The sequence below is a fragment of the Polyangium fumosum genome (assembly GCF_005144585.1).
GTDB classification, from domain to species: domain Bacteria; phylum Myxococcota_A; class Polyangia; order Polyangiales; family Polyangiaceae; genus Polyangium; species Polyangium fumosum.
Map to the genome: position 1 here is coordinate 13,065 of NZ_SSMQ01000035.1, position 14,747 is coordinate 27,811.

10 protein-coding genes and 1 pseudogene are annotated in these 14,747 nt (G+C 69.6%); 4 read left to right on the forward strand and 7 right to left on the reverse strand.

Annotation, left to right across the window (positions count from 1 at the left end):
* Positions 1–122: 122 nt before the first annotated feature.
* A complete protein-coding gene (locus E8A74_RS28930) occupies positions 123–938 on the forward strand; it encodes a hypothetical protein (RefSeq protein ID WP_136932323.1) in 816 nt (271 codons plus the stop codon).
* 12 nt (positions 939–950) lie between these two features.
* Entirely contained in the window at positions 951–1,310 is a 360-nt protein-coding gene (locus E8A74_RS28935; protein WP_136932324.1) for a YkgJ family cysteine cluster protein, read from the forward strand.
* Here the strand turns inward: E8A74_RS28935 and E8A74_RS28940 are convergent.
* Genes E8A74_RS28940 through E8A74_RS28950 form a run of 3 tightly spaced genes read right to left on the reverse strand, consistent with a single transcriptional unit; the run spans position 1,307 to position 4,978 of the window.
* Complete coding sequence (locus E8A74_RS28940; protein ID WP_170229458.1) at positions 1,307–2,647, reverse strand: serine/threonine-protein kinase; 1,341 nt, start codon at positions 2,645–2,647, stop codon at positions 1,307–1,309. The genes E8A74_RS28935 and E8A74_RS28940 overlap by 4 nt on opposite strands.
* 9 nt (positions 2,648–2,656) lie before the next feature.
* On the reverse strand, positions 2,657–4,210 hold the full coding sequence (locus E8A74_RS28945) for an alkaline phosphatase family protein (protein ID WP_136932326.1): 1,554 nt from the start codon (positions 4,208–4,210) through the stop codon (positions 2,657–2,659).
* A gap of 9 nt (positions 4,211–4,219) precedes the next feature.
* Positions 4,220–4,978 (reverse strand): ribonuclease HI, encoded by a 759-nt coding sequence (locus E8A74_RS28950; protein WP_136932327.1) that lies wholly within the window; start codon positions 4,976–4,978, stop codon positions 4,220–4,222.
* A gap of 126 nt (positions 4,979–5,104) precedes the next feature.
* On the opposite strand from E8A74_RS28950, the gene E8A74_RS28955 reads away from it, so the two are divergent.
* Both E8A74_RS28955 and E8A74_RS28960 read left to right on the forward strand, forming a co-directional pair.
* The gene (locus E8A74_RS28955) at positions 5,105–5,905 is read left to right on the forward strand and encodes an SDR family oxidoreductase (RefSeq protein WP_136932328.1); all 801 of its coding nucleotides are present in this window, start codon (positions 5,105–5,107) and stop codon (positions 5,903–5,905) included.
* Position 5,906: 1 nt separating this feature from the next.
* Positions 5,907–8,174 (forward strand): tetratricopeptide repeat protein, encoded by a 2,268-nt coding sequence (locus E8A74_RS28960; RefSeq protein ID WP_232379789.1) that lies wholly within the window; start codon positions 5,907–5,909, stop codon positions 8,172–8,174.
* Between the two features lie 86 nt (positions 8,175–8,260).
* On the opposite strand, the gene E8A74_RS28965 is transcribed toward E8A74_RS28960, so the two are convergent.
* The 4 genes and pseudogenes from E8A74_RS28965 to E8A74_RS28980 form a co-directional block, all read right to left on the reverse strand.
* Positions 8,261–9,190 carry a zinc metalloprotease gene (locus tag E8A74_RS28965; RefSeq protein WP_136932329.1) on the reverse strand — a complete coding sequence of 310 codons (930 nt, stop codon included), beginning with the start codon at positions 9,188–9,190 and terminating at the stop codon, positions 8,261–8,263.
* Between the two features lie 371 nt (positions 9,191–9,561).
* Positions 9,562–10,704: pseudogene (locus E8A74_RS28970) on the reverse strand (formimidoylglutamate deiminase); the annotation flags it as partial.
* Positions 10,705–10,732: 28 nt separating this feature from the next.
* Complete coding sequence (locus tag E8A74_RS28975; RefSeq protein WP_232379790.1) at positions 10,733–12,742, reverse strand: sulfatase-like hydrolase/transferase; 2,010 nt, start codon at positions 12,740–12,742, stop codon at positions 10,733–10,735.
* A gap of 13 nt (positions 12,743–12,755) precedes the next feature.
* Complete coding sequence (locus tag E8A74_RS28980) at positions 12,756–14,717, reverse strand: LTA synthase family protein (protein ID WP_136932331.1); 1,962 nt, start codon at positions 14,715–14,717, stop codon at positions 12,756–12,758.
* Positions 14,718–14,747: the final 30 nt, after the last annotated feature.

Sequence of the window (14,747 nt, forward strand, 5' to 3'; positions counted from 1 at the left end):
ATTTTTCGTCACGCGCCGGCGTTTTTCTTCCGACCCCGAAGGACATCGCCTAGGATCCCGCCCCGGAGGCGGTGATGGTTCGGCATGTCTTTGGGTTTCTTGGGCTTTCGATTTCTCTTTTCGTGGCGGCATGTGCGCCGGAGCTTCAGACGGACGGCACGGGCGGGATGGGCGGCGCGGGCGGGACGGGCGGCACGGGCGGCACGGGCGGGATGCCGCCGCAGTGCACGACGGCCGACCAGTGCCCGGACACCCCCGAATGCCGCATCGGCGGCTCGTGCGACGAGGGGACGTGCAAATGGACGACGGAGAACCTGCCGGGTACGGCCGTCGGCGCGCAGGTCTATGGCGACTGCAAGCAGCGGGAGTGCGACGCGTCGGGCGTCATCACACAGGCCGACGACCCTGACGACGTGTATGAATGGGGGAACCTCTGCTACAAGAATGCTTGTAATGCGTGGGAAACGCCGGTGCCTGAGTCTGGCAAGCAATGTCCCACGAAATGGGGCAAGGCCGGCCTTTGTACCGACCAATTTGAATGCGATGAATGTACGTTGGACGCTCATTGTCCCGGGGGCAAGTGCACCCCCGATGGTCGATGTGTTCCGCTGCATTGTGCGAACGGCAGCCTCGATGCGGCCAACGGTGAGACGGACGTCGATTGTGGCGGTCCATGCGTGCCCTGCGCGGCCGGCCTGAAGTGCAACCAGCGGGCCGACTGCGAAGGCGAAGGATCGTGCGGAGGCAGCCCCAAAACCTGCCAGCCACCATCCTGCAACGACACCTTCAAGAACGGCAACGAGACCGACCTGGATTGCGGTGGCAGTTGCGCAGATGACGTGGCAAACCCCAAGAGGTGCACGCAGGGGCAGGGCTGCCTCTTCCCTGACGACTGCTCCGCCGGCCTTTCCTGCAAAGCCGGCACCTGCCAGCCCTGAACGATTTCCCCCATGCCTGCCCCCCGCCTCCCCGACGTCCCCTCCGATTGCCTGCTCTGCGGCACCTGCTGCTTCTCCGACCTCCCCGAGTACGTCCGCGTCTTCGGCGTCGATCACGACCGCATGGATGACGGCGCCCGCGCGCTCACCGAGTTCATCGGCAATCGCTGCTACATGCGCATCGAGGACGGCCATTGCGCCGCGCTCGTCCCCGACCCGGCGACGCGCCGCTTCGTCTGCTCCATCTATCCCATGCGCCCGGACGCCTGCCGCTCCCTCGACCGCGGCACCTCCGCGTGCCTCGGCGAGCTCAGCCTGAAACAAGAGCGCCCCCTGCTCGCGCTCGAAGCGATCGTCCGAAAGACGCGTTAGGGAGAATTTCCCGCGTCCGTCCCCGCGTCCGCTCCCACGGGCGCGGCGCGGCGCTCGATCCGCATCGTCACGTCCAAGAGGACGGTTTGTCCCGCAATGACCCGGATCTCCCGCTTCTCGTCCGGCGCGTTCGGGTGCTTGAACGTCACGTAATGCCGGCCCGACACGACCGGGATCGGACGCCCGATCGGCGTCACGTCCACGTACCGCCCGTCGACGAGCACCTCGGCCCACGGCCGCGCGAGCACCTTCACGTACCCCCGCTCCGACGCGTCCGCCTCGCTCGCCGGCTCAGCCGTCACGTCCTCCTCGCGGACGAACCCCTCCACCACGACCGCGCCCACCACGACGAGCCCGAACAACCCCACGAGCCGCTGCACGAGCGGCCCGAGCGGCAAGGGCGGCGGCCCCTTCTTCGGCTGCCTCCGCCCCTTCTCCTCGCCGATCTCCTCGCCCAAAAACGAGAGCGCGAGCGCCCGCGTCACGAGCTTCCGCGACGCATCCCGCGTCGCCTCGTCGAGCGCCTCGGCGAGCGCCTCGGCCAGCGCGTCTCCGTCCTCGAACCGATCCTCCGGCCGCTTCGCCAGGCAGCGCATCACGATCCGTGAGAGCCCTCGCGGCAGCACGATCCCGTGCCGATCGAGCGGCTTCGGCTCCTGGCTCCGCACCCGCCGCGCGAGCTCGTCGCGCCCCTCCGCGCCTTCGTCCCACGGCCGCGCCCCGGCGAGCATCTCGTAGAGCACGACCCCCAGAGAAAACACGTCCGATCGCGGGCTCGCCGGCTCCCCCACGATCTGCTCCGGCGCCGCGTACTCCGGCCCGGACAGCCGTTCGCTCCCGTCGAACGGCGAAGGCGCGGCGGGCGCCGACAGATCCATCGCCGCCCCGAAATCCACGAGCACGCTCCGCCCGTCCGGCGCGAGCGTGATCCCCTCCGGCCGCACGTCCCGATGCACGATCCCTCGCGTATGCGCGTGCCCGAGCCCCGACGCGACGCCGAGCGCGATCGCCGTCGCCACCTCGTGCGGCAGCCGCTTCGTCCGCGCGAGCACGGCCGCGAGCCGCGGCCCCGGCACGTCTTCGAGCGCCACCCACGTCGCGCCCGACCCCGGCGACACGTCGAGGCAACGCACCACGGACGCGTGCCCCATCTTCGCGAGGATCCGCGCCTCGCGCCCGAGCGCCGACCCGAGCGGCGACCCTTCCGCGAGCGTCCCCTTCAGCGCCTTGACGATCGCCACGCGCCCGAGCCGCTCGTGCTCGGCGCGGTAGAGCGTGGCGATCGCCCCTTCGGACAGCTTCTCCCGGACCCGGTACGGCCCTATCTGCGCCTGCAACACCAGCCCCTAACGCGGCGAGCGGCCACCCGTCATCCCGCTCGGCGCCTCGATCCCGAGCACCTCGAGCACCACCTTCGCCACGTCCGCGAGGCTCTGATCCTCTGCGAGTTTTCCGCGCGGGTGCGTCGAGACGTACGGCACCACGTTCGTCGTGTGACCGCCGCGCGGCTTGCCCTCCGCGTCGAGCATCTCCTCGCAGCCGCCGTGTGTCCCCACGACGAACAGCGCGCCGCCCTTCTCCTCCGTCGCCGCGGCGATCTGCGCGACCGCCGCGTCCACGGCCTCGACCGCCGCGATCGCCGCCGCGAGATCACCCCGGTGCGCCGCGTGATCCGTCGCCGCGAGGCTCACGATCACCACGTCGTGGCTCCCTTCGCGGATCGCGCGCATCGCCGCCTCTGCGATGTTCTCCGCCTCGACGACGCGGATCTCCTCGCCGTCCTTGCGGGTCCTGCGACCCCCGTCGAACCCTTGCGCGACGTGCCTCGCGCGGTCCGGCTCCGCGATCCGGAGCTGCGTCAACCCGGCCGCCGCGAGCACGTCGCCGAGCGTGCCCTCCGGGGGCTCGTCCGGGAACGCGCTCATCACTTCGAGCGCCGGTTCGAGCCCCACGAGCGAGAGCAGGCCAAACTCGTCGAACGCGTACACGGGCTTCTTCCGGTCCGTCAGGTACGCCTCGACCTCGGGGGGGATGCCGCGACGAACCATCATCGCCGCGAGCTGCTCCACGCGATCCGCGCGGTGCGTGAGGAAAAGCCCCGCCTCCTCGCCGAACCACGACCAGCCAGCGCTTTGCCCCGAGGCGAAGTCGGCCATGAACGACCCGACCATGCCCTCGTACTCGCCGATCCGCGTGGGCTCGACGTTCCCGTCCGTCAGCTTCGCCTGATACGCCGCCTGCAGCGCCTCGTACGGCGTCTCCTTCGTCTTCGCCTCGCCGCGTACGATCGCCGCGTAGGCCTTCTCCGTGCGGTCCCAGCGGCCGCTCCGATCCATCGCGTACGACTGCCCGGAGATCGTCCCGATCACGCCTTTGTCTTCGAGCTCGAAGGCGAGCGGCTCGAGCAGCTTCCACGCGCTCCGCGGCGCCGCAGCCTTCTCCTCCAGGAACGCGTGCACCACGACCTTCACGTCGTGCGCCTCGCACACCCGCACCATCATGCGCAGATGCTCCAGCGTCCCGTGCGCGCCGTCCGCCGAGATCGGCGCGAACAGGTGCAGGCGGCAGTTCCGGTCGTGGGCGATCCACATCGCCCGCTCGATGACCTTGTTCGACCAGAGCTTCTTCGCGGCGATCGCCTCATCGATGCGCGTGCGGCCAGGGCGCGGCGTCCGGCCCGTCCCGATCGCCTCGTACCCGAGCGCGCCCGCGCCGACCTTGCCCGCGCCGAGCCCCACGGCCTCGCCGCTCGCCCGCAGGCGCGTCTTTCCGAACTGCTCGCCGAGCCGCGTGAGCGCCTCGGTCTTCGCCAGCCGGACCGCGTTTCCCTCGCGCGCGTCGCGCTCCCCGAGCCCGTCGAGCAGGCACAACACCACGGGCTTCTGCCTCGCCACCACCATGCGTGTACTCTACTCGCTCTTCGGGCTCGCTTGCCGGGTCGTCCGCCGCGATCGCACGGCTTCCCGGGCCAGCGTGTCCGCGCGTTCGTTCCCGCGGACGCCCGAATGTCCAGGGACGTACTCGAGCCGCGTTTTGCTGCGCTTCAGGGCATCTTTGACCTCGGCCACGAGGTCCGTGTTGGCCTTCGCCTTCCAGCCCTTCTGGAGCACGCCGATCGCGTACTGGCTGTCCGTGCGGACGAGCAGGGATTTCCCCGTGTCCGCGACGGCTTCCACGGCCCGCAAGATCGCCGTCAGCTCCGCGATGTTGTTCGTTCCGTTGCCGAGATACTCGCTGATCTCGATCCGCCGATCTCCATCTTCCACCAGCACCCCGAGCCCCGCCGGCCCCGGATTGCCGGTGCAAGCGCCGTCCGCGTAGGCGACGACCTGCCCCTCCGCAGGTGGCGGCGCCGCGTCATGCGCGGCCTTCGCGGCGGCTTTGCGCTCCTCGGACGTCGTCGCCTTGGCCCGGCTCGTCCCCGCGGACTTCGTCGCGCCCTTGGCCTCGCCTTCTTTTTTCTCGACGGCTTCGGCCTCCCCACACGCGTCGTCCGGCAAGAGCTCGCCCGGGACCACCTTCAGGTTGTCCTCGCGTGCTCCGTACTTCCGCCCGTCGTTCGGCTTGTACCGGATCTCCACACGACCGCCGTCCGAGACCAGGCGGCCTGCCTCGTCGGCCTTCGCATACACCTTTTGCCCGCGCAGGAGCGCTCGTACCCACGGCACGCGCGCACCTTGGCACAGACCCCCGCCCTGACGAAAGCAATCGTCATCGGTTCCGTCACGCCGTCGCCCCCGTGACAGCCGGCCCGGCCCGTTGTACACGCCCCCTTCGTGAACGAGAACGAAGACGTGCGACCCTTTTTTGCGCCTGGCCTCTTCGAGGGGCAGGTGGCCATCGTCACCGGCGGTGGCAGCGGCATCGGGCTCTCCGTGGCGCGGGAGCTCGGCCGGCTCGGCGCGAGCATCGTGATCTGCGGGCGAAAACCCGAGAAGATCGAGGCCGCGCTCGGCACGTTGCGCGAGGCGGGCCTCGCCGAGAGCCGCCTCCTCGGCTTGCCTTGTGACATCCGTGAGCCTGCGCAGATCGAGGCGTTCGTCCGCGCCGCGATGGAGCGCTTCGGCCGCGTCGACATCCTCGTGAACAACGCGGGCGGCCAGTTCCCGAGCCCCGCCGAGCAGATCTCGCCGCGTGGCTTCGAGGCCGTCGTCCGCAACAACCTGAACGGCACGTTCTACATGACCCGCGAGGTCGCGAACGTGGCCATGATCCCGCAAAAGCGCGGCCGCATCGTCAACGTCACGGCGATGGTCGTCCGCGGGTTCCCGGGCATGGCGCACACCGGCGCCGCGCGCGCGGGCGTCGAGAACCTCACGCGCACGCTCGCGGTCGAGTGGTCCTCGCATGGAATCCGGGTCAATGCGGTCGCGCCGGGCACGATTCGTTCGAGCGGCACGGCGCAATATGGCGACGGGATGCTCGAGGTCGCGCGCAAGGCGACGCCCTTGAAGCGCCTCGGCGGCGTGGACGAGGTCGCGCGTGTGGTCGTGTTCCTCGCCAGCGAGCGCAACGATTTCATCACGGGCGCGGTGATCCCGATCGACGGGGGCGCCTCGCTCTGGGGCGACATCTGGCCGATCTCCGACCCCTAGCGTGAACGCCGGCGATCCCCATACCTCCCCGGGGGGAGGAGCTCCCGAGAGCCCGCGGCCCGCGCCCGAAGCGCTCCCGTCCGCGCCCGCGGCGCCCGTGCCCGCGGCGCCCGTGCCCGCGCCTGCACCCAGGACAAACTATTTTCGCGCCGCCTACGCGTGGTGCCGCGAATACGTCCTCGGGTACGACCCCGGGTTTTTCTGGGTCCTCGCGCCTTTCATCCTGCTCTGCATGGTGCTCTATACCCGGGCGCCCACGACGAACTACATCTTCGACGAGCAGGAAGCGCTCCTCGCGAACCCGTACGTCAACGCGACCGGGGGCTTGCGCTACATCGACGCCATCTTCCGCGATTTCTGGGGCTTGCCGCCCGATCGCAGCGTCGGCTCGTATCGCCCGGTCCCCAATTTCCTGTGGCGCGCGCTCTGGGCCATCTCCAAGCAGCCCTTCTTTCACCATTTCTACAACGTCCTCTTCCACGCCGTGAACGGCGCGCTCCTCTCGCTCGTGACCTTCCGGATCACGCGCAGGCGGGGCACGGCCTATCTCGCCGGCGCGATCTTCGTCTCCGCCGCCATTCTCACCGAGGCCGTGAGCGGCATCGTCGGCATCGCCGACGTCTTCGGCGGCATGGGCGCCCTCCTCGCCGTGCTCGCGCTCGCGCTCCCGGGCTGGCTCATGCCCGCGGGCGTCTTTTTCGCCCTCCTGTTTGGCCTCTTCAGCAAGGAGAGCGCGGTCGTCTGCGTCCCGCTCGTCCCCTTCGCCGCGCTCGTCTTCGCGCCGCACCTGCACCCCGAGCGCCCCGCGCGGATCCTCCGCACCACGGCCGCGCTCGTCGCCTCCGTCTTCGCGTTTGTCCTGTACGTCGAGCTGCGCAAACGCTGGTTCCCTTCGCCGACGCCGGCGGAGCTGCTCGAACCCTTGCCCGAGGGGGCCTCGCAGCTCTCGCGAGCCGCGCGCGCCTTCCTCCTCTGGTTCCACCAGGCGCCGCTCCCGCGCGACCCGCTGAACAACCCGCTCGCCGAGGTTGATCTCCCGCACCGCGTCGCCGGCGCCCTCCGCGTCTACTTTCGTGGCCTCGTGCAGGTCGTTTTTCCGCGCACCCTGAGCGGTGATTACTCGTTCCCGCAGGAGCCCGCGCCCGATCGCCTGGTGTTCCCCGAGAGCGTGCTCGGCGGCCTCTTCTTGATCGGGCCGCCCCTCGCGGGGATCGTCGCGTGGATCGTCGGCGTCGTCCGGGAGCGCGCGGCGCGCAAGGAGATCGTGCGGCTCGGGCTCGCCGGACCCACGGCGCCGGGCCGCCCTCGGCTCGCCGTCGTCGCGGCTGTCCTCTTTGCGCTCGCGCCCGCGCTCGTGGCCATCGAAGTCTTCGTCCTTCGGCCGCGCGGGATCTCGCTCACCTTGCGCGGGTTTTCCTGGGCCATCCTGGCCGTGCCCATCTTCGCGATCTCGCTCGGCCTCTTCGCCGAGGGCACGCGCGGCGTGGTCCCGCCCGACGCGCCCGAGGCCCCGCGTCCGCTCGGGCGCGCGGGGCTCGCGCTCGTGGCGGTGGGCCTCGTCTGGCTCGTCGGGAGTTATTTCCCGCACTCGAACATCCCGGTCGTCCTGCCGACCGTGCGGGCCGAGCGATTCTGGTATTTCCCGGTCATCGGCACCTCGCTCGTGCTCGCGGTCGCCTTCGCGGCGGTGCACGAGCGCCTGTCGAAGCGCCCGCGCCTCCGCTTCGTGGTCCCGGCCGTGTTCGTGGCGTTTTTCGTGTTCCAGTGCGTCAAGGCCTACACACACGCCATGGATTACCGCTCGGACCTCACGTTCTGGGAGGCGACGAAGGACGCGGTGCCGATGTCGGCGAAGGCGCACCTCAATTTTTCCGTCATGAAGGGCGCGCGCCAGGACATGGAGACGCGCCTCGCCGAGAGCCGGAAGGCGCTCGAGCTCGCGCCCGACTGGGCCATGGCGCACGTGTATACCGGCGACACGCTTTGCCGCATGGGCCGACCGGACGAGGCGTGGCCCCATTACGAGATCGGCTTTGGCAAGGGCGCGAACGAGATCGGGCTCCTCGCGCTCGGGCTTCAGTGCCTTTACGACGTGAAGAAGCTGAAGGAGCACGAGGACGCCCTGCGCGCGCTCGCGGAGGAGCACCCCGGGACCTGGCTCGCGTACCTCGCGATCGACACGCTCGACAACGGCGAGAAACACGGCGGCGTCGATCCGAAGCACCGCCCGCGCTCCTACAACGAAGGGCCGAAGGACAACGCCGAATAAGTCCCAGGGCCTTCGAAACGAGAAACCCCGCCTCGGCTGGACCGAGGCGGGGTTTTTCCTTTTATCCGACGATCAGACGGAGAGGATCACTTGTTCTTGCGGTACGTGGCCCACTGGGCCTGCATCCGCGAGCTCTGGCCCTCGGTGAAGGTGTTCATGCAGGCGTCGTCGGTGTAGTCCATGAAGTTCAGGATGGGATCGACGCCCGAAATGGCCGCGCAGCTGTCGCGGCCCGTCGGGCAGCCGTACGCGGCCGATTTCTCGGCCGGCGTGTCGGCGACGCCGTCGCCGCCGGTGCTGGCGTTCTTCGCGCAGCCACCCTGGAACGTGTGGTAGAGGCCCATCCAGTGGCCGACCTCGTGCGTGCCCGTGTCGCCGAGGTTGTACGGCACCGCGGAGCCGCCGGGGACCGACGAGAAGAGGAGGACGACGCCGTCATCCTTCGGGTTGCTCGTGTAGCTCGAGGGGAACGTCGCCCAGCCGAGCAGGCCGCCGCCCGGGTTCGAGCTGTAGACGTTGAGGTCGTCCGCCGAGCCCTGGCGGAGGGCCGTCTTCATGTTCTTCTCCGCCGTCGTGCCCGGGCCCGCCGTGTACCACGTGCTGTTCGTCGTGCGGTCGACGCTGACGAGGTTGAAGCTCACGCCCCAGGGCGCGTACGCGGCATTGAGGACCTTGATCTGGTCGTCGATCTGGCTCTGCGGGATATCGCCGTTCGAGATGCCCGTCCCCTTGTTGATGACGTGCCAGTAGACGGGGATGGTCGCGCCGACGCTGACGTTGAGGTTGTCCTTCCAGGGAGCGAGCTGCTCGAACTCGGCCTCGAGCTTGGCGAACTCCTCCGCTGTCAGCTCCTTCGTGCCGCAGGTGCGCACGACGGGCACGCCGGCGGCTTCCGTCTCGCCCCCGACATCCACGCCCTCGCCGATCTCGCTCGAGTCGGCGCTGCAGCCCGCGCCGAGCAGCGCGAAGGCGGAGAAGAGACCCCCGAGAATGACCGTGTACTGAAGATTGCGCATGCGGCTCTCCTTGTGCTGTCGGAAAAAAAGGACCCACGCAATGTACAGGGCGCGCACCGTTTTATTCAAGTGAAATCGATTCGAAATCGACGCCATGCCGGGGCGCGTAATGACGCGTCCGGTATCAAAAGCAATCAAATTGTAAAACAATTGGCCGCGGCGCTTGCGGAGGGGAGCCCACGTCCGCCTGGGGCGTGACGCGTAAATATCCGAAGCAGCGGATAATTTGGTCCAGCTTCGTCAATCGCGGCGCTGCTGGCATGGGCCGCGTCACACGCTCAACGGTGCAATTGCAAATGAATTACAACGGTCTGTTCGCCGCGGCGCCACTTCGGCCGGCATGTGGTCATTCCTATGACCACGGCATTCAATCAACGGTGGCAGAATATTCCAGTGTTGGCGCTGTATACGACGGCGTCGAGCCGATGCTCCGGACGCACGAGACCGAGCTCCGGCGCCCCGAGGTCGACCTCGATCTCGCCCCCGACATCCGAGAACCCGCACGCCCGCGCCCCGAGCTCGGATCCGATTCGCCAGAGCGCCTCGGCCGGCGTCCGCCCCGCCGCATCCTGGGTCCGCAAGGCGATGCGCTTGCCCGTGCGCAGCCGCTCGCCGAGATCCACGCACCGAAGATCCTCGAGCGGCGCCGTCATGACGTGGCTGTCGATCCCCGTGCAAAGCAAGGCACCCGCGTCCACGAGCGCCGTCACGTCCGGCAGTCCATCGCCGAGATCCCGCTCCGTCGTCGGGCACAAGCAAACGAATGCGCCCGCCTCGCCGAGGAGCCGCGCCTCGTGCGGCGCGAGGTGCGTCGCGTGCACCGCCACGAAGCGCGGCGAGAGCACGCCCCGGTCGGCGAGGAGCTCGACCGGTCGTTTCCCCGTCTCGGCGAGGCACGCCGTGATCTCCGCGGGCTGCTCGGCCACGTGCGCGTGCAGCATCATGCCGCGCGCCTCGGCGAACGCCGCGATCGGCCCGAGCCAATCGGGCGGGACCGCGCGCACGCTGTGCGGCGCGACGCCGATCCGCACATCGGGGTCCTGCGCCCATCGCGCGGCGAGTGTCTCGATGTCGGCGAGCGAGCGATCGAGGTCCGCATCGGAAAACCTGCGCTGCGCCCCCTCGGGCGGCTTCCCGGCGCCCGCGCGCGTGTAAATCACGCGGAGCAGCGCGATGCGGAGCCCCTCGGCCTTCGCCGCGCGGATCACCTGATCGGCGAGCACGACGCGATCGTCGTAGGGCACTCCGCCCGGCTGGTGATGCACGTAGTGGAACTCGCCCACCGTGCGCACGCCCGCGCGGTAGAGCTCGCGGTACGCGACGCGCGCGATCGCGTGGATGCTCTCCGGCGTGAGCGTGTCCGCGAGCGTGTACATCGAGGTCCGCCAGGACCAGAAGTCGTCCGTGCCCGTGGGGCCGGGCCGCTGCGCGTCGCCCCGCATCGCGCGCTGGAAGGCGTGGGAATGCGCGGTCGCAAGGGCGGGCAGGAGAAACCTCTCGTTCATGAGCGCCTCGTCGCGAGCGTCACGCGCGCACTGCGATTCATTTGCCCCAGTTGACCTTGGGGCGACCGGGCGGGGTGACGTTCGGCATCACATGGTAGAGCGAGCGCGCGAAGAGCGGCAGCGATCCACACGCGGCCTCGCCGAGGTTCTTCTCTTCGTCGGGATCGGTGCGCAGATCGAAGCAGTGGTACTCGGCGTCCCACTCGCGCGCCTGCACCTTGAGCGGCCCCTGCATCGCGCCCCAGTTGCGGAACGCGCACTCCCACACGCCCGTGCAGTTCGTGAGCGGCACGGGCTCGATCGTCCGCTCGGGCCGCGTGAGCGGGTGGCCGATCATGCGGCGCCGGAAGGGCACGAGCGCAGGGTCGTCCCATACGCCGAGGAGATCGAGGAACGTGGGCGCGAGGTCGAGGTGGTAGACGTACGCGTGCTCGGCCGCGCGGATGCTCGCCTCTTCCTCCGGCGCGAGCGTGCCCGCGGGCGCGTCGATCCACGTCGGCACGCGGATCTCCTCCTCGTAGAGCGAGCTCGTGTGCCCCATCTGCCAGTGCTCGCGGAACGACTCGCCGTGATCGGACGTGTACACGACGACCGTGCGCGCGCCTTTGTCGGTCTCGCGCACGTGCCGGAGCAGCTTGCCCACGGCCATGTCCGACAGGTACACGACGTTCTTGTAGTAGTTCAGGAACTGGTCGTTGAGCTCGGGCGCGTTCTTGAAGACCGCCGGCTGGAACGGCGCGTGTTTCTCATCGTAGACGTAGGGGTAGTGCACGTTCGAGTAGTGCACGACGGCGAAGAAGGGCTCTTCGAGCTCGCCGAACTCCTCGATCACGCGCTCGGTGAGCAGCGCGTCGTACGCGCCCGCGTCGAGATCCGCCATCGTGTCGAGGTGCGTCGCGACCGCGAAATGGCTCGCGGGGATGTCTTGCACGTAGAGCCGCGCGTTGCCGAAGATGAGGTTCTGGCTCGTCCAGTACGCCGTGTCCCAGCCCGCCGCGGCCGCGTACTCCCAGAGCAGCGGCACCGAATGCAAGACGGCGCGTGGCTCGGTCGGGCGCACGCCGGACCAGATGTTCGAGATGGAGATCGCCGTCGTCGAGTCGTGCGCGTGCATCTCGTGGAGGGGCATGCGGTTCGGCACGGCCTCGTTCGAGAAGGGCGTCGCGCAGTCGCCGGCAGGGTCGTAGGCGACGCAGGACACGTCGGCGCGCTGGCTCTCTTGCAGCACGAGCAGCACGTTGCGCGGCCGCTTCGGCTTCGCGGAGAGCTTCGGCACGGGCTCGGGGCGCCGGCGCTCGACGCGTAGATCGGGCGAGTCGTTCGTGAGGTCGAGGTTCTCCTTCACCGTCGCCGTGACGCCGTGGAAGTAGAGGAGATCCGGCGGCGACGACATGACGACGCGGTAACTGACGGGCGTCTTCACCGCGAGGACGAGCACGGCCGGGACGAGGATCGGCGCGACGAGCCGCGGGATCCGACGCGGTCGTACGAACCTCCGCGCGAAGACGAGCATGCCGATCGAGGCCGCGATCGCGAGCACGACCTCGAAGAGCAGGCTCGGTCGGGCGAGCGGGAGGTAGCCGTAGAGCGAGTGCGCGACCGACTTCGAATGGATCTGCCCGTCGAGCGTGAGGTACGTGTTCCACTGCCTGTGGAACGCGCCCTCGACGCCGAGCGCGACCGAGAAGAGCAGGACGAAGAGCCCGCCCACGGCGACGCGGAAGACCCCGCGGGCGCGCGAGGCCACGTAGAGCAAGACGGCCCAGAAGACGAAGCTCTCGCAGAGCCCCGCGAGGTAGCCGAGCCGATGCCACCGATCGAGCCGCAGCAGGTGATCGTGCCGGCGCAGGAGGTCCGTGGCGAGCACCCAGAGCATCGGCGTGAGCAGCGCGAGGAACCCGATCCACCTGCGCCGCCGCCTCCGCTGCTTGCGCCGCTGCCCCGCGGGTCCGAGCTGTTTCTTCGCCTTGCGCTTGCCGGGCTTCGTCGTCGCCGCCGTCGCCGTGGTCGCGGCGGGCCCAGGGCTCCCTTCGGTCACGTCCGTCACGTCTTTGATTCGTTCATTTCACGAGGCCCGGCAGCCCTCCGTGCAGGGCCTCCGCGCGCGCGGCCATGTCCCCGCACGCCGCCGCGCCGAGATCGTTCCGCTCCTTCGGATCCGCGAGCACGTCGTAGCAATGCCACGCCGTGTCCCACTCCCGGGCTTCGAGCTTCAAGTTCCCCCGCATCATGCCCCAGTTGCGGAACGCGCAGCCCCACACGCCCGAGCAGTTCGTGAGCGGCACCGGCTCCGTCCGCTCGATCGGGCCGAGCAGGCTCTTGCCGATCATCGCGCCGTACCAGCGCGAGAAGCCCGCCTCGCGCTCCAGGCCGAGCATGTCGAGGATCGTCGGCGTGAGATCCGTGTGGAACACGATCGACTCGCGGTGCGACGCGAGCGCGGCCGTCTCGGCCTCGGTGAGCGTGCCCTCGGGCGCGTCGATCCAGCCCGGCACGTGGATCTCCTCGTCGAGCACCGCGCCCGTGTGCCCGAGCTGCCCGTGCTCGCGGAACGACTCGCCGTGGTCCGACGTGAACACCACGATCGTGCGCTCGCCGAACGCCTGTTCCCGGACGAACCGCAGCATCTCGCCGATCGTCCGATCCTGCAGGTGGACCGCGTCGAGGTAGTAGTTGCGGTACGCCTCGTTGTCCTCGGGCGCCTTGCTGTCCATCGCGGGCTGGAACGGGGCGTGCTCGGCGTCGATGCGGTAGGGGATGTGCGTGTTGCCGTAGTGCGCGACCGCGAAAAACGGCTCGCGCATCTCGCGGATGTCCTTGCGGATGCGCTCGGTGAGCAGCTCGTCGCGCGCGCCGAGATCCATGTCCGCGAGCGGATCGAGATCGGTCGCGCCGGTCTGGTGCGAGGTCGGCAGGTCCTGCACGTAGAGGCGCGAGTTCGCGAACATCATGTGGTGGCTGGTCCAGTACGCCGTGTCGTACCCGGCCGCGTTCGCGTAGTCGAAGAGGAGCGGATGGCCGTGCAGGTCCTCGCGCGAGGACGTCGGCGGCAGGCCCGACCAGAGCACCGCGAGCGAGATCGCGGTGGTCGAGGCGTTCGATCGCATCTGGAGCAGCGGAAAGCGCTTCCTCGCCGCGGCGTTCGTCGCCGGCGAGAAGGGGCAGTCATCGGTCGGCGCGATGCAGTGCGCGTCGGCGCGCACGCTCTCGGTGATGACGAAGAGCACGTTCGGCCGCGTCACGCGCGCGCCGCTCGGGATCGCCGTGGCGCGTGGGAGCGTGGGCGGCGTGCGAACCCCGGGGCGGACGTGCTCGGGCGGCCGGAGCCCGGTGATCTGCTTGATCACGCCGCCCATCGCGTGGAGGTAGATCACGTCCGGCGTCGACGCCTGCACGGTGCGGTACGAGCAGGGGATCACGAAGCCGAAGAAGATCGCGATGGGCGCGAGGATCCGCGCCGCGCGTCCGCTCCGCGTCTGCCGCGGCCGCACGAACCTGCGCGCCGCGACGACCAGCGCCGCGGCGCAGACGAGCGGCGGCGCGACGGCCGAGACGAGGTTCCCGCCGTCCGCGCGCAGGTGCCCCAGGACGCTCTCCGAGAACGACGTCGCGAAGAGCAACGCGTCGAGGTTCACGTACGTCGAGTAGCAGCGCTGGAAGTAGATCTGGACGCCGAGCGTGACCGTCGCGAGCAGCACGAAGAGCGAGGCCGAGACCCAGCGGACGGCGCCGCGCCGCGAGGACGCGGAGTAGAGCAAAAGGCCCCACAGGACCGCGCTCTCGAGGATCGCGCCCGCGTAACTCACGACGTGCTTGCCGCGCAGATCGAGCAGCCTCCCGCCGCGGATGCCGATGTCGACGGCGAGCACGAGGACGGCCGGAGCGAGGAGCACGAGCCAGGCGAGGCGGCGCCGCGCCCGGGCCAGGCGCCGGAGCTTCTGGCTCTTCGGCGCGAGGGAGGCGGGATCGCTCGTCCGCGTGCCTTCCGCGCTGGGGTCGAGGGGGTAGTTCGTCGCGGACACGCTGCGCGCCCCATCCTAGCCCAAATCACG

What these genes read in the sequence shown, in the direction of transcription:
- E8A74_RS28935 (WP_136932324.1), top strand. Translation starts at nt 951, where the DNA reads ATGCCTGCCCCCCGCCTCCCCGACGTCCCCTCCGATTGCCTGCTCTGC.
- E8A74_RS28945 (WP_136932326.1), bottom strand. Translation starts at nt 4,210, where the DNA reads ATGGTGGTGGCGAGGCAGAAGCCCGTGGTGTTGTGCCTGCTCGACGGG.
- E8A74_RS28965 (WP_136932329.1), bottom strand. Translation starts at nt 9,190, where the DNA reads ATGCGCAATCTTCAGTACACGGTCATTCTCGGGGGTCTCTTCTCCGCC.